Source organism: Streptomyces sp. NPDC005878 (assembly GCF_040629815.1).
GTDB lineage: Bacteria > Actinomycetota > Actinomycetes > Streptomycetales > Streptomycetaceae > Streptomyces.
Map to the genome: position 1 here is coordinate 41217 of NZ_JBEXWK010000021.1, position 23659 is coordinate 64875.

20 protein-coding genes are annotated in these 23659 nt (G+C 68.1%); 5 read left to right on the forward strand and 15 right to left on the reverse strand.

All coding sequences use genetic code 11. The features are described from left to right. The first annotated feature begins 110 nt into the window (after positions 1-110). Complete coding sequence (locus tag ABZ404_RS26760; protein ID WP_358832737.1) at positions 111-941, forward strand: methyltransferase domain-containing protein; 831 nt, start codon at positions 111-113, stop codon at positions 939-941. A 291-nt stretch (positions 942-1232) separates the two neighbouring features. Here the strand turns inward: ABZ404_RS26760 and ABZ404_RS26765 are convergent, their stop codons facing one another. Continuing rightward, a complete protein-coding gene (locus ABZ404_RS26765; protein WP_358832736.1) occupies positions 1233-2060 on the reverse strand; it encodes a carbon-nitrogen hydrolase family protein in 828 nt (275 codons plus the stop codon). A 406-nt stretch (positions 2061-2466) separates the two neighbouring features. On the opposite strand from ABZ404_RS26765, the gene dnaE reads away from it, so the two are divergent. Next, a complete protein-coding gene (gene dnaE, locus ABZ404_RS26770) occupies positions 2467-6069 on the forward strand; it encodes a DNA polymerase III subunit alpha (RefSeq protein WP_358832735.1) in 3603 nt (1200 codons plus the stop codon). 71 nt (positions 6070-6140) lie between these two features. Beyond that, positions 6141-6449 carry a DUF6300 family protein gene (locus tag ABZ404_RS26775; protein WP_358990993.1) on the forward strand — a complete coding sequence of 103 codons (309 nt, stop codon included), beginning with the start codon at positions 6141-6143 and terminating at the stop codon, positions 6447-6449. A 198-nt stretch (positions 6450-6647) separates the two neighbouring features. Here the strand turns inward: ABZ404_RS26775 and ABZ404_RS26780 are convergent, their stop codons facing one another. The 14 genes from ABZ404_RS26780 to ABZ404_RS26845 form a co-directional block, all read right to left on the reverse strand. After that, on the reverse strand, positions 6648-7313 hold the full coding sequence (locus ABZ404_RS26780) for a M15 family metallopeptidase (protein ID WP_358832733.1): 666 nt from the start codon (positions 7311-7313) through the stop codon (positions 6648-6650). 94 nt (positions 7314-7407) lie between these two features. After that, positions 7408-9615 carry a tetratricopeptide repeat protein gene (locus ABZ404_RS26785; RefSeq protein ID WP_358832732.1) on the reverse strand — a complete coding sequence of 736 codons (2208 nt, stop codon included), beginning with the start codon at positions 9613-9615 and terminating at the stop codon, positions 7408-7410. Positions 9616-9670: 55 nt separating this feature from the next. Then, positions 9671-10564, reverse strand: coding sequence for an endonuclease/exonuclease/phosphatase family protein (locus tag ABZ404_RS26790; RefSeq protein WP_358832731.1), 894 nt, complete (start codon positions 10562-10564; stop codon positions 9671-9673). Between the two features lie 24 nt (positions 10565-10588). Beyond that, the gene (locus tag ABZ404_RS26795; RefSeq protein ID WP_358832730.1) at positions 10589-11503 is read right to left on the reverse strand and encodes an endonuclease/exonuclease/phosphatase family protein; all 915 of its coding nucleotides are present in this window, start codon (positions 11501-11503) and stop codon (positions 10589-10591) included. 32 nt (positions 11504-11535) lie between these two features. Beyond that, the gene (locus ABZ404_RS26800) at positions 11536-12147 is read right to left on the reverse strand and encodes a DUF6624 domain-containing protein (protein ID WP_358832729.1); all 612 of its coding nucleotides are present in this window, start codon (positions 12145-12147) and stop codon (positions 11536-11538) included. After that, positions 12144-12446 (reverse strand): helix-turn-helix domain-containing protein, encoded by a 303-nt coding sequence (locus tag ABZ404_RS26805; protein ID WP_358832728.1) that lies wholly within the window; start codon positions 12444-12446, stop codon positions 12144-12146. Before ABZ404_RS26805 ends, ABZ404_RS26800 begins: the two co-directional genes overlap by 4 nt. Further along, positions 12443-12811: a recombinase family protein gene (locus tag ABZ404_RS26810; RefSeq protein ID WP_358832727.1), complete on the reverse strand. Its 369-nt coding sequence runs from the start codon at positions 12809-12811 to the stop codon at positions 12443-12445. The genes ABZ404_RS26805 and ABZ404_RS26810 overlap by 4 nt, the downstream gene beginning before the upstream one ends. A 361-nt stretch (positions 12812-13172) precedes the next feature. After that, a complete protein-coding gene (locus tag ABZ404_RS26815) occupies positions 13173-14591 on the reverse strand; it encodes an MFS transporter (RefSeq protein WP_358990965.1) in 1419 nt (472 codons plus the stop codon). Further along, positions 14572-15456, reverse strand: coding sequence for an SAM-dependent methyltransferase (locus tag ABZ404_RS26820; RefSeq protein ID WP_358835676.1), 885 nt, complete (start codon positions 15454-15456; stop codon positions 14572-14574). The genes ABZ404_RS26815 and ABZ404_RS26820 overlap by 20 nt, the downstream gene beginning before the upstream one ends. After that, a complete protein-coding gene (locus ABZ404_RS26825) occupies positions 15453-16370 on the reverse strand; it encodes a helix-turn-helix transcriptional regulator (RefSeq protein ID WP_358835677.1) in 918 nt (305 codons plus the stop codon). Before ABZ404_RS26825 ends, ABZ404_RS26820 begins: the two co-directional genes overlap by 4 nt. 187 nt (positions 16371-16557) lie before the next feature. Next, entirely contained in the window at positions 16558-19677 is a 3120-nt protein-coding gene (locus ABZ404_RS26830) for a lantibiotic dehydratase (RefSeq protein WP_358835678.1), read from the reverse strand. 63 nt (positions 19678-19740) lie between these two features. Then, positions 19741-19914, reverse strand: coding sequence for a hypothetical protein (locus tag ABZ404_RS26835; RefSeq protein ID WP_358835679.1), 174 nt, complete (start codon positions 19912-19914; stop codon positions 19741-19743). A gap of 2 nt (positions 19915-19916) precedes the next feature. Continuing rightward, positions 19917-20189, reverse strand: coding sequence for a hypothetical protein (locus ABZ404_RS26840; protein ID WP_358835680.1), 273 nt, complete (start codon positions 20187-20189; stop codon positions 19917-19919). A gap of 33 nt (positions 20190-20222) precedes the next feature. Then, entirely contained in the window at positions 20223-21356 is a 1134-nt protein-coding gene (locus ABZ404_RS26845; RefSeq protein ID WP_358835681.1) for an aldo/keto reductase, read from the reverse strand. A gap of 545 nt (positions 21357-21901) precedes the next feature. On the opposite strand from ABZ404_RS26845, the gene ABZ404_RS26850 reads away from it, so the two are divergent. Then, positions 21902-23209 carry an ATP-binding protein gene (locus ABZ404_RS26850; protein WP_358835682.1) on the forward strand — a complete coding sequence of 436 codons (1308 nt, stop codon included), beginning with the start codon at positions 21902-21904 and terminating at the stop codon, positions 23207-23209. Beyond that, on the forward strand, positions 23206-23652 hold the full coding sequence (locus tag ABZ404_RS26855) for a roadblock/LC7 domain-containing protein (protein WP_358835683.1): 447 nt from the start codon (positions 23206-23208) through the stop codon (positions 23650-23652). The genes ABZ404_RS26850 and ABZ404_RS26855 overlap by 4 nt, the downstream gene beginning before the upstream one ends. Positions 23653-23659 lie beyond the last annotated feature (7 nt).

Here is a 23659-nt window from a genome sequence, read left to right on the forward strand (position 1 = left end):
GGCGAACAGCGTAGTGACCGCTCAGTCGATTAGCACGGACCTTGCGCCCCGAGCCATTCAGTAGAGGGCGGGTCACGCTCCCAAGCCCTCTGACCCCATCTGGAGGATTCATGCAAATCCGAGGCCCGCAAAGCGGCCAGGGCCGTGGCACTGTCTTCGACCGAGCCGCCGCTAGTTACGGGCGCATCGGCGGGCAGTTCTTCGAACAAGCGGGGCAAGCCCTGGTGCAGCTGGCCCTGCCACAGCCGGGCGAGGACCTTCTCGACGTCGGCTGCGGCCGCGGTGCCTCGCTCCTGCCCGCAGCCGCGGCCGTTACCCCCCGCGGACGAGCCATCGGTATCGACAAGTCATCAGCGATGGTCAGCCAAGCGAACCGGGCACTTGCTGCCCGCGGACTCACCCACGCATTCGCGGTGGTTGCCGACGCAGACGCTCTTCCCACAAGGGCGGGAACCTTCGACGTCCTCCTCGCCGGCCTCGTCCTTCAATTCCTTCCAGAGCCACAACGCACCCTCCGGCGGCTCACGCACATGCTTCGCCCCGGAGGACGCATCGCCATCTGCACCCCCGCGGCAGCACCTGACGACCTGGACATCGTCGACCGCACCGCAGACGCGGCCCTCATCGAGTTCATGGGCGCATCCGCACAGGAACGAGCGCACATGCCGGGAATCGACAGCTCAGCCATAGTCGCCGCTATACACCAACTTGAGTACGTGAAAATTCAAGTGTTAAATATGTTCTTCCCGATCTCGGTGCCGGTCTCGAAATTCTGGGACTGGCGCATGTCACACGGCAGAAGAACACAACTGGAGAGGATTCCAGAAGAGGACAGGGAGCGTGCGCGCGAAAAACTAGTGGAGAGCGTGCGCGCAGTCAGCGTCGCCGGCCAGGTACACCTTCCCATGCCCGTGTGCATGATCGCGGCATACCGAACGTAGCGGCTTGCGATCCATCGCACGAGGCTGGCCTGCGGTCATGGCGGGGATCGGCGGTGGAGACAGAGGGGCCTCCTCTCGTCCAGCAGCGCAAAGGGATCCGACGTCGCGCCTCGGTCCGTCCCCTGCATCGCGGCCGGAGCCGCGGTCTGCGTTACCGACGGGCCCATTCACAGCTGCCCTCTCGATACCGTCCACTGGCGCGCGACGCCTCGGCGCTACAGCACCTGTGGGGCGGCCCATCCTGTACGGCGTGTGTCTCTCGGTTCTTCTAGCGGGCACGGAAGCAGGAACTCAGTCGAACAGCCCGGCCCCGCGGCTCTGCGCGCGTGCCAGCCGCCGCCAAGGCCGGGCCAGCCGCAGGCCGACAGTGATGTCATGGTCTGAGGCGTCCAGGTCAAGGTCCATGACGGCCAGCCCTGGACGATCCGCTGCCGGGCAACGGGCAAGCCACCGGCCTCCCGGACCGATGATCCCAGCGGGGGCCGTGCGGCCGAACTGCGCGGGCACCGAGTAGCCGATCCAGTAGTTGAAGAGCGTTCCGTATGCCTGGGCGACGACGGCGCGGGCGGCGTCGTCCACCATCACCGACAGCAGGACCACGTCCACATCAAGCGCCTCGTACTGGTCAAACAGCTCGGGAAAGTTCGCCTCGATACACAGCGCGCAGCCAATCCTCAGCCCGTCGACCTCGAACACCACCGGCTTACTGCCGGGGGAGTACAGGCGGGTGGCCTCGGTGTGGGAGAGAATCCGCTTGTCGTACCTGGCAACAATCTCTCCCCGGTCGGACACGACCAACAAGGAGTTCCGTGGGGCCGCGGCTGCAGGCAGAGGACGGATGGTGCCGAACGCCACCCACACGCCGAGTTCGCCGGCCAACAACCGGATCGACTCTTCCTCTTCGCCAATGACATCCCAGGCTGCCCCCGCCCAGCTCGCCCTCCCAAGGTCACCAGTCGGCATGGCATCCGGGTCGGGGTAGACGATCGCCCCCTCGGGGAACTGGACCAGCCTGACTCCAGAGACGGCGGCATCACGCATCAACGAGCGAATCTGCGCCCCGCTCGCCCGAAGAAGCGCAGGGTTGGCTGGGTCCTCCGGGACGTTGCTCTGCGCCACGGCCAGCCGTAGATGACGGACCGCGCCTGCATGGTGCGGCAAGTCCCATCGTGGCGTCGGCGGCGCGGATGAGTCGGCGGTGGAACGGGGCACGGTTGCCTTCCTAGATGCGGACGCTGCGGCCAAAGACGCACATGGTCGCATTATCTAGCAAATCGGAATTAGGGCGCAATGTGAGCGGCGGCTACGGGGCGCCCGATCGGCCGCTGGGGCGCCGATGGAACGGTGTCGCCGGCATCCCCCCAGGCCGGAGCGGCCCTACCCGACTTTTTCATGATCACCGTGTCAACAGGCGTGGCGGCTTCGAGGCATGCGGATGTGTGCGTCGCGCCTGACGGATCACCAAATCCCGCTAGGCTTGGGACCCTTGCTCGGGCCAGTCAATGCGCAAGGGAGCCACCCCACCGTGAGTAGCAGCTTCGTTCACCTGCACAATCACACCGAGTACTCGATGCTCGACGGAGCGCAGCGAATGAAGCCCATGTTCGAGGAAGTGGCTCGCCAAGGGATGCCGGCAATCGCTATGAGCGATCACGGCAACATGTTCGGGGCTTACGAATTTCAGTCAGTAGCTAAAGGGTTCGGCGACGTAAAGCCCATTATCGGCATTGAGGCATATGTCGCCCCTTCATCGCGAAGGCATAAGAAGCAGGAGTTCTGGGGACCTGGTGGCCGGCGCGCGATGAGCGATGACGGTGAGGGTTCAAAGGACGTATCAGGCGGTGGTCGCTTTACTCACATGACCATGTGGGCGGAAAACGTCCAAGGCCTCCGAAACCTCTTCTACCTCTCCACTGAGGCCTCCTACACGGGCCAGTTCCCTGCCGGCAAGCCGCGCATGGACATGGAGCTGATCAGCGAGCACCCCCAAGGGATCATCGCCACCACTGGCTGCCCGTCGGGTGCCATCCAGACCCGCCTGCGTCTGGGGCAGTACGAGGAAGCGCGCGAGACCGCTGGTGCGTACCAGGACATCTTCGGCAAGGACAACTACTTCCTCGAGTTGATGGACCACGGCCTGTCCATCGAACGTGAGGTGCGAGACGGACTGCTTCGCCTTGCAAAGGAACTGAAAATTCCCTTGCTGGCAACCAACGACGCACACTACGTCCATCCGACCGACGCGGAGGCGCACGATAACCTCCTCTGCATCGGAGTGGGTAAAAACAAGGACGACCCCAACCGATTCAAATTCCAAGGAACGGGCTACTACCTCAAGACTGCGGCCGAGATGCGTGAGCTGTTCTCGGAACTGCCGGAAGCCTGCGATAACACCTTGCAGATCGCCGAGCGCATCGGCTCATATGACGATGTATTCGACAACGTCGATGAAATGCCGCAGTTTCCTGACGTCCCTGAAGGGATGACACAGGAGGAGTATCTGCGCAAGGACGTGCTCAAAGGGCTCGCCATGCGCTATGGAGACCCAATCCCCGACCACGTAATGGAACGCTTCGAGACCGAGATGAAGATCATCGGTCCGATGGGCTTCTCCTCGTACTTCCTCGTCGTCGCAGACATCTGCAAGTACGCGCGCGACAACGGAATTCCGGTTGGGCCGGGCCGTGGATCCGCAACCGGATCCATCGTCGCCTACGCCACTCGAATCACCGAACTGTGCCCCCTCGAACACGGCCTCCTGTTCGAGCGGTTCCTCAACCCTGAGCGCATCAACCCGCCGGACGTCGACCTCGACTTCGACGACCGCCAGCGCGACCGGATGGTCCGGTACGTCACCGAGAAGTACGGTGACGCGTACACCGCCATGGTCAACACCTTCGGCCGGATCAAGGCGAAGAACGCGATCAAGGATTCCTCCCGCATCCTCGGCTACCCGTTCTCCCATGGTGAGCGGATCGTGAAGGCTCTGCCCCCGGACCAGCAAGGCAAGACCATCACCCTGTCGGGCATCTGGGACCCCGAGCACCCACGGTACGGCGAGGCCGGGGAGATCCGGGCGCTGTACGAGAACGAACCTGATGTGAAGAGGGTCATGGACACCGCCAAGGGTGTCGAAGGCCTGATGCGCGGCACTGGCGTGCACGCCGCCGCAGTGATCCTCTCCAAGACCCGCCTGACGGATCGCATCCCCCTGCATATGCGCGCCTCGGACGGCGTGAAGATCACAGGGTTCGACTACCCCAGTTGCGAAAACATGGGGCTGGTCAAGATGGACTTCCTGGGGCTGCGGAACCTCGGTGTCATCGATCAGGCGATCCAGAACATCCGGGAAAACCGCGGAATCAAGCTGGCGACAGTGGATCCGATGGACGGCGACCCAGAGACAGTCGTCATCCCCTTGGACGACACCAAGACCTACCAGCTCCTGTCCGACGGCAACACATTCGGCGTCTTCCAGCTCGACGGCGGCGGCATGCGCGCGCTGCTGAAGCTGATGCAGCCCACCCGATTCGAGGACATCGCCGTAGCGCTCGCGCTCTACCGGCCCGGCCCGATGGCCGCCAACGCCCACACCAACTACGCACTTCGGCAGAGCGGCAAGCAGGAACCCGCTCCAATCCACCCGGACCTGAAGGACGCTCTCGACCCGATCCTGGGCTCCACCCACCACCTGCTGGTCTACCAAGAGCAGATCATGGCCATCGCCCGGCAACTCGCCGGCTACACCCTGGGCGGGGCCGACATGCTCCGCAGGGCCATGGGTAAGAAGAAGCCTGAGGTCCTGGCCGCCGAGTGGGACAAGTTCGCGGGCGGCATGAAGAGCAATGGCTACTCAGAAGAGGCGATCAAAGCCATCTGGGACGTCATGCTGCCGTTCTCCGGCTACGCATTCAACAAGTCCCACACCGCAGGCTACGGCCTGGTTTCCTACTGGACGGCATACCTCAAGGCCAACTACCCCGCCGAGTACATGGCCGCGCTGCTGACCTCGGTCGGAGACGACAAGGACAAGGCAGCCGTCTACCTGGCCGATGCACGCGCGAACGGCGTCCGTGTCCTGCAGCCTGACGTCAACGAGTCGACCGCAGAGTTCACAGCCATCGGCGACGACGTGCGCTTCGGCATGCGAGCCGTCCGCAACGTCGGCGACGCGGTGATCGAGGCCATCGTCGCCGCACGCCGGTCCAAGGGGAAGTTCTCCTCGTTCACGGACATGCTCGACAAATGTGACCTCCCGGCCCTGAACAAGCGGGCCATCGAGTCACTGATCAAAGCCGGCGCCTTCGACTCCCTCGGCCACTCCCGACGCGGCCTGTGTGCGATCCACGAGGACGCTATCGACGCCGTCGTGCCCGTCAAGAAGGCGGCCTCCTACGGGCAAGACGATCTGTTCGCCGGGCTGGGAGGCAGTGAAGCCGAAGACGCTGGGGCCGGGTTCGGGCTCGACTTCCCTGTCGACGAACAGGAATGGCCACGCCGGCAACTTCTCGCCACCGAGCGGGAGATGCTGGGCCTGTACGTGTCAGCGCATCCCCTGGACGGTGCCGAGCACATCCTCTCCGGGGCCAGGGACACCACGATCGCTGAGCTCTTGGCCTCCGGACGGACCCAAGGAGACGTTCAGCTTGCCGGCCTGATCACCGGCGTCCAGCGGAAGATGACCAAGCAGGGAAACAACTGGGCCATCGCCAACCTCGCAGACCCTACAGGGTCCATTGAGGTGCTCTTCTTCCCCGCCGTCTACCAACTCGTTGCTCACGCTCTGACTGAAGACAACGTCATTTCAGTCAAGGGAAAGATCGAGGACCGAGACGGCACCCTGAATATCTTCGGTAGGGAGCTCTCGGTCTTGGACGTATCTAGCGCCGAGCACGGCGGAAAACCCCCCGTGCGCCTAGCGCTTCCCCTTCATCGTGTCTCCGACCAGACTGTCGCGGACCTGAAACGCATCCTGCACGCGCACCCCGGCGACAGCCCTGTCCACCTGTCTGTCCGTGGCCCGCAGAAGACGACTGTCTTTGCCTTGGCAGCGCAAGTCGACGCTGCCTCGCTGGCCTCCGATATCAAGGGCACGTTCGGGCCGGATGCTTGGCAAGGTGTGGCGTGACAGACGCAAATCGGACTGCAAGGGCTCCTGTCCTCACCAGTCATGATGAGCTATTCGTCAAGATCGCTGATGTGTCGGACTGTCTGGCCTGCGGCACTCCTGGGCTACTTCTCGTCCAGTACAGGCACTCGTGGAAAAATCAAACCGGAAATGATGTCCCAGGCATTCGCGAGACCTTGTTATGCCCCCAGTGCTCTCGCCGAAACTCGGCCGCAGCCGAGCTGATTGCACTATTCTCAGTTGACGAAAAGATGAGTCCCGAGAATCTTGATGTTTTCGGCGGGCTCGTCGCGGCATGGGTGGAGTCACTGCGCCAAGAACGCGTTGACGAGGAGCTTCTCGCAGCGGAACACGATCAGTGGCTGCGGGGCGCACTTTGATGGTTGCCCGCAGGCAGGATGCGGGCTGGCGCCCTGCGCCAGCCGTGAACAGGCGAGGTCATACGCGCCCGGTGTTCTTGGCAAGCCCGCGCATTGCTCTCGGCAACTGGTCCAGTATCGGCTGGCTCCGCGCAGGTACTCGGCCGCAGTTCCTTTCGGGGCAGCGGGAGCGTGGCCTGGCATGGACGCCTCTGACGTTCAGTCGGATAGTCCCAAAGATTCCGCATGTGGATCGGTTATCACTCCGTACACGGATTTGTCCAGGTCGGACATCAGTGCCGCGAACCTCGTGCCGATCTCGAAATGCCAGCTCTCGTACCAATGAGGCACCCAACCGCCGTGGGCCATAGCCGCAAGCAGCAGCATTCTGTTGGCGCGTGCCTCCTCGTTAAGGGCATGGGCATCCAGGAATGACATTTCTCCGGGTCTTTGGGGTGCGGTGTTGATCCGGTAGCCGATGTCCAGCTCGGTTCCGTCCAGGGATGCGAGGGTGACATCGACCGCGCCGCCGCAGCTGTGCGGAGCGACCCAGGGCGGAGAAACGTACCGGCCGGCCTGCTCGATGAGCTGATTGGACGTCAATTCCGGATGTAGGCCAGCCAGCCGCGACATCTCCTTCTGGAAGTATTGGCTCTGCTGGGCCGGTGGCCGGTAGCACTCGACGACGCGTAGTCGACGGCCGCGCTCGCGCAGGTACTTCTCAGCCATCCATAGTTGGTCGACCAGGCCTGAGCGAATCATGGCAAACGTCTCGGTGGCGGTGGCCTTGCGCTCGTCGATCAAGAACCGGTCGTCGTCGCGTAGAGACACAAGCGGCTCACCACAATCGGCGACCCGCACGGCGACGACCCGCGGATCAGACATCGCAACGCCCTCCCCAGCGAGCTGGGGCATGCAGTGAGCGGTGGGGAGGAACAGGCGGGGATTTTCTCTCATAACGGAGATGCCTTCGTTCCCTTTACTCAGGGGAGGTCAGGGATGGCGGGAGCAGGCGGCGGACACGGTCGGCGTCGCGTGGGCTGATGGATGTGTAGACCCGGAGCGACTGCTCGAACACGGCGCGGGCCTGGTCGCTTCGGCCGGCGTCTTGCAAGGTGCGGCCGAGGAGTTCGAGACTGCGGGCGGTCCAGCGCGGGGAGTGGACTGCGGTGCACTCGGTGACGGCCTGTCGTCCTTCGCGTTCGGCGGCTTCGAGGTCGCCGGACAAGGCGTGCGCGCGTGCGAGCCAGGCCAGGGCTCGGGCCGCATCGAGGGCGTCCTGGATGTCGAGGAGCGTCGTGCGCGCGGAGGTGAGTCGGGTGATGGCTCCGGCAGTGTCACCGAGGCTGATGGCCACCTGCCCGAGGGCGGTGTCGCTGAGGGCGACCGCGCGGGTGTACGTGCGTTGTTCGTGCGGGTCGGTGGCCTCAGTGCGGAGGATATGGCGTAGGGCGAGGCCCTGTTCGAGCGGCGCGCGGGCGGCGTCCATGCGGTCGGCGGCCAGGTAGGTGGCGCCGATCTCGTGCAGGGCCTGCGCCTCGCTTCGCCGGTCGCCGCTGGCACGGGCGATCTGCAGTACCTGCTCGAATCGCTCGACGGCGGCCTCGAACTGGCTGTCGCCGCGCAGGCCGACGCCCCAGGTGTTCAGCATCTCCTGCTCGGCGAGCCGGTCACCGCACTCGCGCGCGGCCATGAAGCCGAGTTCGTGCGCCTCGAACCAGAGGGCATGGTCGTGGGTGAGGCGGAGGTAGGCCCACAGTGCGTGGACCAGTTGCCAGGTGGTCTGGGGGAGACCGGCCGCCGCCGCGGTGCGGACGGCGGGCAGCAGGTTGTCGCTCTGGGCATGGAGCCACGCGGCCGCTCCGTCCTTGCCGGTGAACGGCGCGGGCGCGTCGGGTTCGAAGCGGTAGTCGCGGGCCAGGCGGCGGTGGGTGTCTGTCAACAAGCGCTCGGCCGCGGTGATGGTGGCCAGGTAGAAGTCCAGTCCGCGGCGGGTCTGTTCGTCGAGTTCACCGTCCGTCGCCTCGGCCACCGCACGGTGCCGGGCGTACGCGCGGACCTCGTCGTGGAAGCCGTACACCGTGCCCCGAGTCGCGTCCTCGCGCACCGTGACCAGGAGGCCGGCACCCGCGAGTGCGGCCAGCTCCTCTTCGGCCTTCTCCAGGGGGAGGTCGCAGATGGCGGCGGTCACGGCGGCATCCAGGTCGTAGGGGAAGAGGTGGCCCATGCTGCGGAAGACGCGGGCGCTCGGGCGGGGCAGGCCCCAGTAGGCCTCGTTCAGTGAGCTGTTCATGGCGACTCCGAAGGGGGTTAGGCCGTGTGTCGAGACGAGGATCTGCTGGCGCCTGTGTGTCAGTGCGGTGGCCAGCTCGGCCAGGGAGCGGTCGGGGTGGGAGGCCAGTGCGGTCCCTGCCAGGGCGAGGGAGAGGGGAAGCCCGGCGGCCAGAGAAGCGATGGCGTGCGCGGCCCGCCGGTCGCCCGCGATGCGGTGCTCGCCGGCCACGGCCGCCAGGTACTCGTGGGCGGCGGCGGAAGAGAACGGCTGAAGGTGATGGTGGAGGGCTCCATCGCGGCCGAGCTCGGTCAGCGGCGTCCGGCTGGTGACCACGAGCAGGTGTTCGCGCCCGCCGGGCAGCAGTGTGCGTACCTGATCCGCATGGACGGCGTTGTCCACTAGCACGGCGACCGGTCGGCGGGAGCGCTCGGCCGTCACCGACCTCCACCACGCGGCACGCTCCTCCGTCCCGGAGGGCAGATCACCGCCGTACAGCGAGCGCAGTAGCTGGCCGAGGGTTTCGTCCAGCCGTGCCGGGCCCGCCGGGTCGTACCCCCGCAGGTCGACGTAGAGCTGTCCGCCGGGGTACTCGTCGCGCAGTTCGTCCAGGAGGCGCTGGGCCAGGGTGCTCTTGCCGACTCCGGGCGGACCGTGGACGGCTACCACGCGGACGTACGGCGATCTGCCGCGGATCCACGCAGCGAGGCTCTGCAGGTCCTCGGTGCGGTCCGTGAAGGATGCGGGCACGGGTCTGACCTGCCACGGGGTGGGCGGGCCGAGCGGGGTCTGATGGAAGTGGACGCCGCCGCTGATGCTGCCTGCCTGGATGGTCGGTCCGTGAATGGTGACGTCGCGCAGGGTGTTTTCGGTCCGGGATCCGGGCCCGGCCCCCGGTACGGGGGCGGGCGTCATCGCTCTTCCTCCAGCCGGCGTTGCCGTTCCGCCTCTTGCGGCCCGATCACGTCGCTCACGCCCGGGTGATCGGGTGGTTGAGGATGTCGGTGAGGGTGTCCCGGTCCAGGCGCACCACGACCGTGTGGTGGTCGGAAAGGCCCGTCATGTCGATGGCCTCGACCTCGCGGACGGCGGGCAGGAGCTCCGCGCTGGCGTAGATCCGGTCGATGCGCGCGTCCGGCCCGTGGGTGTCGCAGGCGTCGACCGTCGGCGCGACCGCGGCGGTGACGCCCATGGTGGTGGCGAGGTGGCGGGCGACGTCGTGGAGGCCGGCGGTGCGCAGGGTGTCGTCCGGCCGGTCGTCCATCCGGCGCAGGCCGTCCGGCCCGATATAGGAGCGGTGCGCCCGGTGGGGCTCGTCTCGGATCTCCTTCAGGACAGGCAGGGCCGGGTCCCCGGGGGCCCCGGGCACCGGGTAGCTGTTGTTGTCGCCGCCGAGGAGCGCCGGGTGGTGGACGCGTCGGCCGTCGACTTTGACCCACCTGTCGTTCCACTGGGTCAGCCGCTCGGCTTCCGCCAGGCGCGTGGTGGTGGAGCCGTAGTTGAGGTGGTATGAGCCGACGATCAGCGGGACCGCGCTGGGGGTCGTACCGGCGAGCTGCAGGCTGCGCACGGTCGGCGGGAGGACCCACATCGGGCCGGTCTTGGGGAACTCGCCGACCGGGGTGAAGAGGTCCGGGTCGTGGTAGAGGGCCGTGCAGCACTCCGGGCCGATCAGTCCGGCCATGCCGAGCATGGCTTCGGCCGCGTCCGCGAGCTCGTTGCCGTTGTCCTGCGCGTTCCACACCTCCTGCCGCAGGAGCAGATGCAGCTCGAGCGACGCGAGCCGGTCGTGCATCCGCTGCCACAGTGCGCGGTCGCCGCCGCCGTTGTTTTCGAAATTGCAGATCGCCGCGTTGATGAGCACGGATTCTCTCCAGAGGTAGAGGTGTCAGCGGGTGGGGGTGAGGACTCGGCGGAGGACGTCGAGGTCGAACCGCGCGAGGAGTAGGGCGTGGTCGGAGACCGCCCGGACGTCGTCGGTCGCCAGGACCTCGAAGGCGGTCAGGGCCGGCGCGAGGTCGGGGGTGCAGTACATGCGGTCGATGCGCTGGGCGGGTCCCTGGTCGGTGCGCTTCAGGCTCGCCGTCGCCGCGAGCGCGCCGGTCTGGCCCAAGGCCGCGGCGGCGTGCAGTCCGAGGTCGATGAAGACGGGGTCGCCGCCGGAGAGGATCTCGTCCGGTCGGGTGTCCGAGACACGCCTGCCAGCGCGCTCGATGGTGCGGTGCTGGTAGTGCACGCGGTCCTCGACCGTATCCCAGTCCGGGAGCGCCACGGACTCCAGCTCCGCCTGGTGGGGGTAGCTGTTGGCGTCCATCCCCACGAGGGCGCTGCGGGAGTTGTCGGCGAGGGTGGTGAGCCGCCGCGCCTCGGTCGCGCGCAGGTCCGGGTCGAAGTGGCACAGGTGCGCCGACGCGAGGTCGATCGGCTTCGCGCAGCCTTTGAGGCGCACGCGTGGATTGCAGATTGGCTTCCACGGCATGTCGTGCTCGAACTCGCCGTCGACGAAGAACTTGGTGGGATCGACCATCACGCCGACCGGGTTCCGGCTACGTCCTTCCCGCGGCGCGGCCATGAACGGCGTGAGGCCGCCTAGCCGGTTGGCCTCGGCGTACAGGTCCGCCTTCCCGCGGTCCCACGCGCCGGTCAGCTCCTGGCGCAGCACGACGTGCGGTCTGATGGAGGCGAGGATGTCGCGGGCCAGGTCGCGGTGGTCTTCCCCTCCGTTCCGGCCACGGCCGTTGTGCTCGACGTTCCAACACACGATGCGAATTTCGACGTCGAGGGTGGGCTCTGCAAGGGACAAGTGGTCATCTCCTTGGTCGGGTGGTGGGGCGGTCACGCCGCGCGCCGGTCGGGAGCAGGAGCGGGCTCGACCGCAACGGGAGCGGATAAGGAGGCGATCGGCCCATGCCGCTCGCGCAGATGTCGGGCCTGTTCGGTGTACGGCGGCAGGCCCGCGCCGGCCCGGCGGGTGTCGAGCTGAGCCGGATCGGCGATCGGGTGCGGTCCGAGGAGCCCGTTGGGGCCGTACCAGTGCTGGGTTCCGTACAGCTGCGCCTGCCCGGCGTTGACGAGACAGCGGTCGTGCAGGTGGGCGAGCTGGGCGCTGGTGGCGTCACCGGCTTTCACGGCTTTCTGCAGCAGGCCAAGCAACGTCCGCTGGAACGCCGGGTTGTGATCGCTGTGTACCGCGATGTCCACGGCGGCCTGGCAGGCGTCCGCCCCCACGGTGCTGCGACCCGGCCACTGCCCGAGCCGTTCGACGACCCGCTTCAGGCCGACAGTGTTGTCGTGCTGGGTCTGGGCGATGGCCGCCAGCGCGTCAGGTGTCATGCCGAGGCGTTCGGCGCCGGGTGTGCGCCAGTGCTCCTTGGCGCGCTGCGCGCGGTTCAGCAGGTCCTCCGCGACCGTTGGATAGCGCGGTTCGGGCTGGTGGGGCTCGTTCACGAGCTCGCCTGCTCTTTCGTGCCGGGGGTGCGGGGCCCACGCTTGGTGGCCCCGGCCTCGCTCAGGAGGGAGTGGATGGCGCCGTAGGACCGGTTGGTTTTCTCGCAGATCTCCCGGATGGTGACCGCGCGGCCTGGGGTGTGGTAGGCGGCCACGACCTTCTTCGCGAACTCCTCTCGCGCGGAGCCGGTGAGCTTCCTGCCTGTCTTGATGACGGGCAGGTCGAGGTGTTCGGGGGGAGGGTTCGACTGCGGGCTCTGTGTCGTCACGGCGGCGGCGTGCGTGCTCGGTGGGGTCACAGGACGTTCTCCTCGCGCGCGAGGGCGAGTCCGGCGCCCAGGGTTCGGATCTGGTCGAGCATTGCCTCGTACTCCCTGTCGTCGTCGCTGATGTCGACCCGGGAGGCGGCGAGGATGCCGTGGATCTCCCGGCGCCGGGCCGCGGCGAGCAGCCGGGCGAGCTGGGGTCGTGTGGCCGGGTCGGTCGGTCCCGTGACGTCGAAGGTGCGGTCCGCGACCGTCCAGCCCCGTCGGGTCGCGAGGGCCTGCGCGTCGGCGAGACGTGGAGCGGGATCCTGTCGGGAGCCGACCAGAACGTAGAGAGCGATCCGCTTCTCGCCCGCTACACCTCGCAGGACCCACTCCAGCTGCGCGCGTCGCAGCAAACCCAGACGAGACGGCGCGCCGTCACGGTGCAAGGCCGTCGGCACAGTGGTCATGTCAGACCCCCAGTTGCCGTGAACTCATCCCACGGCCAGACCCGTTGGATCCGTGCGGAGGTGTCGTGGAAGGCGGCGTACGCCCCGGTCGGGACGAACCCCGGAATGGGCACCCGCACGGCGAGGAGCAGGCCCGCCACCGCCACCGATATGCGTAAGGGAAGATCACGCAGGGCAAGGGCCGCCGACTCCTCCCCACGGTGCTCAGCGCGCTCAGCGCGCGGACGCTGCCGGGATGCAGAGCCCTGTTGCTGGCGACGCGGGGCGATGCGGGTCGGTGGGATCGAGATGTTCACGGGAGGTTCCTTCAAGGCGAGGACACAGGACTTGGAGGAGGCTTGGCGAGGCCGCTGCCCTTGCCGCACGAGGGAAAAGGCGGCGTCGAGCCGACCGCGATCAGTGGACACGGTCCCCCTCCCTCTTGCAGCGGCCGATTGGTCTGCTCGGGCGGCGCTGTAGTGGTGCCGGGCATGACCTTCAGCCGGCGAACGGGGGAGACCCACAGCAGGGCCACGGGGCCGAGGAGGAGCACCGTGCCGGTCAGCAGCGCGGCCCACACACCGACCACCGCGGCGACGGCGCCCGCCGCCGCGGCTGCCAGAAGCCGGGCCCCGGCGACCAGCCACACCGAGGTCTGCTGGACACGGGACTGAAGGTGGGGCGGGCACAGTTGCTGACGGAGCGACCTCTGTGTGGACGCGGCCGCTGTGACCGCCACAGCCTTGACGGCACTGGCGGCCACGAGAGCGATCCACCACCCGTGCCCCGGACGGGCAACGAGGAGCGGCGCCCCGCATATCGGGTACGCGGCGAAACCCACGAACAGGACCGCCCCGGGCCCTATCCGGCGCACCAGCCGGCCAGCGACCAAGGCGCCCACGAGGCTGCCGACCCCAACCGCGCCCAGCACCAGTCCGAGACCGATGTCGCCGTAGTCGAGCTCGGTCAGCAGGTAGTACGCGAAGTAAGTCGTGACGATGCCCTCGGCGAAGGCGTGGTAGGCCATCGTCAGGACCAGGGGCCGCTGGAGCGGATCCCGCAGGACGTGCGCCATGCCCTCACGGATCGACGTGATCATCCCGGTGCGTGGTCTGGCCGGATGCTGGGCAGTGTGGACGGAGGAGATACGAGAGGCGCACCAGGCGCTGATCAGGTAGGACGCCGAGTCCAGGAGCAGGCAGCGGACGGCGCCGAGCAGATTGACCGCGGCAATCCCGCCGTAGGCGCCGGCCGATCCCGCGACGGCGAAAGCAGCCATCACCCGTGCGTTGGCATCGGGCACGAGTTCCGGCACCACCAACTCGGGCACGATGGCGATCGCCGCCGCCTGGTGCAGCACCGTCAGCGACCCCAACAGGAATGCCACGCAGCACAGGACTGGCATGGTGAGGGCGTCGGCGGCCCAGCAGGCAGGAACCACCGCGACCACCGCGGCCGCCGCCAGGTCGGTGCTCACCATCAGCCGCTTCTTAGAGGAACGGTCGCCCACTACCCCGGCGGGTAGTGCAAGGAGGAACCCGGGCGCCATCACGGCAGATGCGAGGGCGGAGACCTGACCTGGGGTGGCATCGAGTTCCATCGCCGCGATCACGGGGAGTGCAACAGCGGAGACCGACGAGCCGGCCAGGGCTGTGGCCTCGCCCAGCCAGTACGCACGGAAGCTGGGGTGATCGCGCAGCGACAGGCGGCTGTCCCGCGGCTGTGCGCTATCCACGTGTGTTGGCACGGATCGCCCCCTCTGCAACGGAGTTGCTCCGTGCCGTACGACGCGAGGGCGGGCTGCCGAGGACGGCGCCACGCCGGGAAGGCGACCAGAACGCGGGGCGGGTAAAGCGACCGGGCCCGGGGGCACGAAGGAGGAGCGCACATACCGGCAGGGACCCGGCGCCGGTGTGCGGTCCGTGGGTGTACGCGGGCCAGGTACCGCTCCACGCGGTGATCACCGCCAAGTCGCGCGGCCGCAGTCCTATGCCGGCTTCGCGGTAGCAGCGGACCAGCGGGGTTGTGGCGTAGGGAGGCGGGGCGGTGAGGAGATGGGTGAAGGAGATGACGCTGCCGGGAGGCAGACGGCGGCGCAGCACAGTGACCAGGTGGACGGCCTCCTCGCCGGACAGCCAGGGCAGCACGTCGTGCAGCAGCACGGCAACGGGACGTTGGAAGTCGATCGCCTGGACCGCTTGGTGTGCGAGCAGCGTCTCGATGTCGACGATGTCGCCCATGACGGTCCTCGCGCCCGGGCGACGGGCCAGGGCGAGGCGGCGGGCGGTGTGCGCGTGAGGGTCGCGGTCGACGTAGATCGTACGGGTAGCGCCCGGGGTCTGTAGAGAGGCTGCGGCGATCTCGTGGACCTGCTGTCTATCGGCCAAGGGCATTCCGCTGCCCAGGTCGAGGAACTGGTGCAGACCTCGCGCGGCGAGGTGGGCCACCATGCGCTGCCCGAGACAGTGCATGCTGCGTACAGCCGACGGCCACCATGGTGCCGCCGCGGCCACCTGGTCGGCCGTGGCGAGATCGAGCGCGAAGCCGCTGTCCCCGCCCAGGAGGGCGTTGTGGACACCGGCGGCCGACACAGTGGGCAGGCGGAGGTTCATGCTGTCCTCCGTGTGCCGCTATCCGGCGAGGAGATGGGCGGGCTGAAAGCCATGCGGGGACCGTCGGCCGCAGTGTCCTGCTGTTGTGCGCGGGCGGCTTGCCGTAGCTGGTGAAGGCTCCACTGGAGCGGTCGCGCGGTGCGGGTGGCCTGCTGCAGCAGCTGGCGCTCGGCCACGGCCGCGCCCCCGTTGCCTACGCTTCCCGGGGCACCGTCATGGTGGTGGGCAACGAAGATCTGGCGGCGCACCCGGTCTGCGACGCTTCCGTTCCAGCCCCGAACCGTGTACGTGTACTCGGCCAGCAGCGGCGCCGGGGCGTCAAGTTGTCCGGGTACGAGGTGAACGCTGATGACCCCGTTCTTGGCCAGGCGGACGAGGTGAGACAGGTGGGCTGCGGCCGGGTGCCCGTCCCGCGCCAAGTTCAGCAGGCTCTCACTAAGGAGCAGCACCATCCGGCACCGTCCCGGGGTGGACGGTCGGCTGCCCTGGGCACCTTGTGCAGGGGAGGCGGCCGGGGAGAACAGCGACAGCGACGCCGGGTCAGCACTGTAGACGTGCACGGAACGGCTGCCGGCTATCAACGCGTCCACCCATGCCCGGGACGGTGCGAAGCCGTGGATCCGGTGCTGGTGATTGGGGTAGGCCAAGAGCGCGAGTGCCTGCCGGGTCTCGGGGGCCGGTGTGCCGTAGGCATCCAGCAGTGCGTGTGCGATTGAGACGGGTAGTGCGGTCCGGGCCGTCTCCAGGGCGCTGATCCGGCTGGCCGATGTCTCGAGGATGTGCCCGGCCTTCATCTGGCTCAGCCCGGCGCGTGTGCGGTAGTGACGCATCAGCGCGCCGACCAGGACCGGTGGCAGGGAGGGGGCGTCACAGGACGGCGCGCACGGCACGGGGGCAGGTGTGCTGGTCGTCATTGGTACACCGCCGTCGTCACCGCTGGAAGCGCGGGGCGGGCAGGTGCCTGGTGCGATTGCCGGAGCAGGGCCAGGGACACGGTTGGGCTTCATCCTCATCGTCAGTGGTCGGGGGCCGGCCGGGCCATTCCGGCCCAGGCGGTCGTCGGCCCGGAAGCGGCAGGCGGATTGTGCGGGTGCGGGCGTGTCAACGTGTGGACTGGCGGCGGGGACGCGTGTTGGCGAGGGCGATGGCCCGGGCCAACCGCCAGGCGGTGCCATGAGGGGCTTCACCGATGTGGCGCAGGTGGGCGGTCAGAAGTGTGCGGAGCACAGCGTCGGAGTCGGTGTGGGGCGAGCAGCGCAGGGCTTCGCGATATGTGGCCAGGGCTTCGTGCCGCTGCGCCCAGGGGCCGTCGACGAGGTCGGCGCCGCCGGGGGCTTGACGCAACCCGGCCCATCCGTCGTCCGGGGCGGCGAGCGTGCGGGCCTGCTGCAGCAGGGGGCGGGGGAGCGACACGTCTGCGGTCGGCTTGGGCTCTGCGGCCAGCCACCGCATCCCCTCGGTGACGTCCTGGTGGAAGCCGGCCGCGAGGGCGAGGAGGTTGGCTGCTGCGAGGACCGGCTGAGTGGCTGGAAAGCGCAGGCGGGCGTGCTGGTAGGCGATGACCGCCGTGTCGGCGCTCATCGTGGTCTCTGCGGCGGTCAAGGCGTTCTCGGTCCCCCACAAGCCCACGTGAGGCCGGTAGGGGACAAGGGCGAAGTCGCTGACGACCCCGGCGTCGATCAGGTGTGCCGCCCAAACGCCGAGCAGACGCATCGCCCCGGCCGCGTCGGTGGGGTGGGGCAGGCGGATGGTCAACTCGGTGTGCGGCCGGTCGCCTTCGTCCTGAGCGGTGGTCCACCACACGCAGTGGGGAAGGTCAGCGACCAGGGCCGGGAGGTGGTCGGTGAGCAGCGCGCGCCGCACCTGGGGCTGGCAGTGTAGGCGGGCGGACAGGTAGCGGGAGGCGCCGGGCATGCGCGCGTGGTCGCGGCCCACGGTGGGGGCGCTGCGGATCACCGCAGCTGGCCGGGCCGGTGCTGTGGACGCCAGGTAGGTGACGACCTCGTGGGCCCGCCCACCGCACCAGCCGTACGCGTCGTCCGGCTCGCTCTCGGTGAGTGTGAGCTGCCCGAACTGCGGTCGGTCCACGTGGGAGCGCAGCAGAGCACGGTGGGCCGGGTGCTCGAGGTCGAGACGGAGCCGGTGGTCAAAGCGCTCCAGGTAGACATGGCGTGGCAGCCGCCACCGCTCACGCAGCGTGGCAAGGGCCTTGTCCCATTGAGCGGTCGAGGCGGCGGGGCCCGGCAGGCCGGCGTGGGCGAGGCGCCAGGTGGCCGGGCTGAGGATGCTGCGTCCGGCCCGCACGCGCGGCTGGAACGCCAGGTGCCGGGCGGCGCCCCAGTCCCATCCGGCGAGGTTGCCGAACGTGCCGATCAGGCGGCTGCTCTGGCCGCGCTGGAGTTCGTCGACGAAGCGCGCGATCGTGGGTGTTTGGCATTCGAGCTGAAGCGGGTGGGGGATCGCGGCCTCCAGCACGCGGGCACGTGAGAGGGAGACCAGGTGCAGCCGCCCCTGGCGGCAGGTCACCGCGAGGTCGCTCGGCGGAATGAGGTCGGGGTCCGCGGGCCGGTACTCGGACAGGGAGATCAGCGGGGAGAGCAGGCGGGGCGTGCGGGTGATGTAGTCCGCCCTCGGCAACAAGGAGGGGAAGGACACCTGGACCGGCAGCGCCTCCCGCACGGTCGTCGGCCGATGGGCGAGCGTCCCCAGCAGGTCGCTGGGTGAGTCCTGCTCGGCGAGTAGGGCGGCGAGTCGGCCGCCACTGAAGTGGCCCCACCCGCGGCTGCTGCGACGCACGGCGACAGTGAACTCCCCGCGGTCCAACTGCTGGGCGCCTGCGGCATACACGCTGACCGTCATCTCCACGTGCGGCGGCAGGTCCTCGGGTGCGGGCGCCTGGCCGCGGGCGAGCTGCTGGATAAGGTCCTCGTCGAGAACGAGGTCTTGCCCCTCGGCCCAGGCTCGCTGGGCGAGGGTGATCAGAAGCCGGTCGCGGTGCATGGTGTCGGGCTCCGGGGCCCGCGCGGTGCCGTGAAAGTCTTCTGGCAGACCGAGGCCGGTGTGTGGGTCGAGCAGATCCATCAGCGGAACCAGGGTGCCCTCGCCGTACCTGTCACGGAAGCGCTCGCGGTAACGGAGCCACGCCTGCGTCCCCCGCGGCTCCGGAGTGACCCGCGCGAGGACACCGGCCGCCGCCTCCGCTTCCCACGCCACCGCGCGGGGGAGGACCAGGCCGGCGTCCAGCTGCGCGTCCACGGCCAGTGGGGAAGGCTGGTTGGCGATCTGCCGCATCCGCGTGGCGAGTGCGGTCCGCTGGTGGTCGGCCTCCGCTGACATTGGGTCGCGCTGGTCGAGGTCGCGCATCTGCCCGTGGATCGTTTTCAGGGCGACCGCCAGCGCAGCCGGCTCGTCCTGCGTGCCACCTATGCGGCCCAGCTCGCGCACCACGTACCCGAGGGCGTCCGTCTCGGTGCCCGACGGCTGGAGGCTGGTCAGCAGCATTCGCTTGGTGATGAGGAGGTCCAGCAGCTCCTCAGCCTCGCGCGCGCTGAGCTCGGGGTGTTCGGCGCCGAGTTTGCGCATGACGTCCCCGTACGGCACGGGAGCGCTGGTCATCTGCACCGCGGCTCTGACCGCCGGGGTGCGGCGGACCGATACCTCGCGCACGGCCGTGCCCGTCTCCTCCAGCGCGCGCGGCTGCCAGGGCAGGACCAGCCGCTCGCCACGCACGCGCAGGCCGTTGTTGGCGCAGAGCCGCAACCGCCGCCGAAGCCCGGGGACGGCTTCCAACTGCTCTACGACGGCAGCCAACCACAGCCCGCCGGCCCGTGTTCGGGTGCGGTGCTCCTGCCCCCACCGGACGTCGGTTGCCACTCCGAAGCGACCCTCGGCGATGCCGGCGTACAGGCCGAAAGGGGTGCACCGGTGGGTGAGGCGCAGGATGTAGCTGAGCAGGGTCAGGGCGAGGCGCCGCAGCGTCACGGCGTCCGCGGGTCCGTCTGCAAGGTTGTCGATCTCTTGGGATAGGTCGGGACTCGCATGGCGGACGGCGGCCGCGATCTGCTGGACGTCCCAGACCTCGAGCACCCAGCGTCGCCACGAAGCCGCCGCGACGGGCGTCGCCTCGAACAGCTCGGGCACCGGTGGGATCGGCAGATCGTGGACGAGCACGGACCGCACCATGATGCTGTGCTGGGCGCGGAACAGCGGTCGGGGGCCCATGGCCTCGGCCTTCCTGCTGGAGACAGCGGTCAGTGGTGGTCAGGGTCAGGAGGGGCTGGCGAATCAGGCTTCCGGGAAGAAGTGGCGCAATGCGTGCGCTGTGCCAGGGACTTCGACCTCCTGGAGGTCGAGAATCTCGGCGAGGGCGAGGCGCTCGGGACGGGTGGGCTGGCCCGGGTGTTCGCCTGTGGGCGCGTTGGTTGTGCTCGGTGACGAGGCGAGGTAGGCAGTGGGCATGGTCAGGGCTCCGGTACGGGAAGGGCGCAGGAGGTTTCGGCGGCGATCAAGGTGACGATGGGATGGACCACCAGGCCGGCGTAGGCGAAGATCCAGCCCAGGGCAGAGGCCCATGCCGTTGTCCTCGTGAAGGGGTGCAGAGCGGGGTGGGCGAGGCGTGTGGGCATGAGTAGGACTTCCCAGCCGGGCCCCACCGGCGTGCGTGTCCGTAGAGCAAGCCGCATCTGCTCACCCGCGGCCAGCTGCACGCCGCCGACGACGGTGGCCTTGGTCACGAAGCTGGTCCGGACCGATCGTCACCCATGTGTTCATGTCATCTGGTCCAATGGTGACCTTCGAACGGCGGAGGGCCTGGACACCGCAGGTTCCTGAGAGCTGTAGAGCTCCTCACGCAGGGATGCGTACACGGACCCGATGAAGTCGTAGTCCTCATCGCTCAGTTCGGTGTTGACACCCTGGAAGTTCGCCAACGCCTGGTGCGGGTTGGAGATGCCGACCAGGACAATGGAGGTCGGGCACAGCCTGAGGCAGTAGGCGAGAGCGATACGGGCAAGGTCTTGGGGATCTGCCCCGAAGCGTTCTCGCAGCGGACGCAGGCGCTTGTGCACGATGTCCAGCGTCGGTGTGGTGATACGGGAGCGAACGTCACCGGGCAGGAAGACCGAGTCCGGGCCGTACTTCCCAGTGAGCAGTCCCTGACCAAGGGGCTTGTAGGTCATGGTGGCGACGCCGTGGCGGTGGGCGAAGCTGAAGATGTCCTCCTCAGCTTCGCTGTCTGCCGCCGCGTTCCCGGGAAGAAACGGCCGGTCGAGTGGGTTGATCGAGGTCGAGATCACCTCGGGCCCGATGCGCTGGAAGAGGTAGGCGAATCGCGCAGCGCTCTCGCGGTCACGGGAGCTTGACTGGCAGGCCGTGGAGCCGGTGACCAGCCGACAGGGGGCTCGTAGCCCGATTGCTTTGACGTCGCCCTGGTCGCGGAGTGCCTGCAGGGTCTCCCGCGCATCCTCCAGGTAGCGGTCGCGCGGTCCGAAATCCGTATGGGTCAAGGTCAGGACGTCTAGGTAGTCCACGCCCAAGTTTTCCAGGCTCTGTTCCACCTGCCCATGCAGATTGAGGGAGCTGTACGCGCTGAGGCCAGTGCCCTTGAACGCACCGACCGTGCAGGAGATCCGTACCTGGTCACGGGGTACCTGGGCGAGCATCCGCCCCAGCAGTCTCTGCGAGTGGCCCATACCGTAGATGTCGGAGGTGTCGAAGACGGTCGCGCCCTCAGCATGAGCGCTCAGGAGGGCCTCGACGGCGATGTCGTCGGCTACGGGCGCCCATCCGACAGCGGCGTCCTGATTGGTTGCCGGCCCGCCGATGGGCCGGCAACCGACACCCAGAGGGTGCTCGTCCCATCCGGCGATCAGGCGTCGCCTGGGCAGGTGTGATGCGGTCACGACGGGGCTCGCTCTCATCGCGATGATCGGGGCGCCCCCTCGACTGCTCGCGACACGGCTTCGAGGTGAGGGCGCAGGGAATCGGGGTAGCTCGCGGCTCTGGCTGGCCCCGCTCTCACCGTGGCATTTGTCCGATCGTGAAGTCCAGGTACGGCGACTGTCATTTCAGGCGTCACTTTCCCCGCCACCAGTCAGCCGGTCGGTGCAAGTCGTGCCTATATGACTGGAAATGGGAAGCCAGAGCGATGCCTCGTGCCCCCGAGAAAGTGACCACCGAAATGACAGCCAGATCGTCTGGCCGGACAGGTGACGCGCACGGCAGGCTGTTGATCAGCTTCCAAGTGGTCGACCACGCACCCGCGTTGATGCCCTGTCATCACCCGACGCGCTGCTCAGGCCTCGACTCGCGGGAGCACATGAGCTCCACCCCGTCCCTGTCCACCTCTAGCCGCCGTCTCTTCGAACGCCAGGTCAATCCCCCGGGTGAACCTGACCTCACCGCCCGACGTTCGGAGAGACGGCTCAGACCCCGAGGACCTTTGACCGTGACTGCGATCCCCGAAGCCGCCGCCGTGGCGCTGGGCGCCACGACCACCGCCGGTGCTGTAGCCACGGTGCTGCTGGCGCGATCCCGTGCCGCCTTCGCCAAATCCGCGCAGGCGCACGCTGACCGCGCCGATCGTGCAGAGGCGAGCGAGACAGAGCTCCGGGAAGAGGTCCGGCACCTGGTTCAGGCCCGGCTCCCCGCGTACGCCCACCACCTGATCAGCACTCACTACCCGATCCCCGGACCGCTCTCTTCACGCCTGTCCGAGACGGAGAGCGGCAAGCTGATCGAGAACGTGCTCGCTCAGTTCGCCGAGGCCATCCTGACCCAGCGCCGCCGCATGGATGCCGCGGCATGGTCGGCGGTGCGCGGAACCTCGTCACACACGCAGTCGGTGGCAAACCGGATGCAGGACGTCATCGACGAACTGCAGCGCAAGAACGACAACCCGGAGCTGCTGAACGCGTTCTTCGGCATCGACCATCTCAACGAGCAGATGATGCGCCATCTGCAAAAGGCCGCGATCGCCGCTGGAGGGTGGCCGGGCCACGTGCGCAAGGACACCCACGTGCCCGATGTGGTGACCGGCGCCCAGTCGCGCCTGCACGGATACGAACGCATCCAGATCGTCTCCAACCTGCGGGCGACGAATGTTGGGATCGTCGGCCGGGCGGCCGAACCGATAGCGGTGGCCTGCGCCGAGCTGATGGCCAACGCCTTGGAGCACTCCAACGACGACCTCAAGGTGACTGTCACGCTGCTGCAGACGGACAACGGCACCGTCAGTATCCAGATCGACGATGCCGGTACCGGCATGACCCCTGAGGAACGCGCCCGGGGCACCCGCTTGGTGTCCGGCGAGGGAGCACACGACCTGCTGCTGACTCAACTGGGGGACCCGCCTGCTTTCGGATTCGCCGCGATCGGGCGACTCGTAGCCGACCACGGGTTCAAGGTATCCATCGACCAGCCGTCCCCCTACAACGGCGTGAGGGCGGTGCTCTCGATCCCGCCGCACCTGCTGGTCGAGATCGATGAGCGCACCAACCCCGTGTCGGCCATGGCTCCCCTGCCCGCACCGCCCCCACGAAGGCCCCAGCGATCCGCTTCCCACGCCGCGCCCGCTCCGGCCCCCGACTCCGATCTGCCTCAGCGCCACCGAAAGCAACCGCTCGGGTCAGCCAGTGCTCAGCCCGCTCCCGCGTCGCGAACGCCCGACCCCGACAAGGCCGGGGCCATGTGGGACGACTTCCAGAACGGGCTCGCCGCTGCCCGCACCGACACCGAATCCGAGGACGCCACGTGACCGACACCGACCGTGCCATCAAGAGCGACGACTACTCCCTGGTGCTCAAGCCCCTCCTCGAGGTCTCCCAGGTGCGGCACGTCGTCATCGCGTCCAGCGACGGCATGCTGGTCGCCGCATCCGAGGACCTGCCACGCGACCGGGCCGAAGGCGTGGCAGCGATGAGCTCTTCGGTGCTCAGCGCCATCCGAGCCACGACGAACGCAGCACTGCAGCGCGACCCCGACAACCCCCTCGACAACCCCATCGAGACGATCACGACCATCACCGAGCTCGGCACCTGCATGATGATGCCCGCCGGCCACAACGCCTTCCTGGTCGTAGTCGGGGACCAGGACATGCCGATGGGAGTCGTCGCAGGCCTGGCCGCCCGGCAGGCGCGCAAGGTCGGCGAGCAACTGATGTCCGTTCCGGCCCGCGACGCCGGCGGCACGCGGTCATGACCCGCGG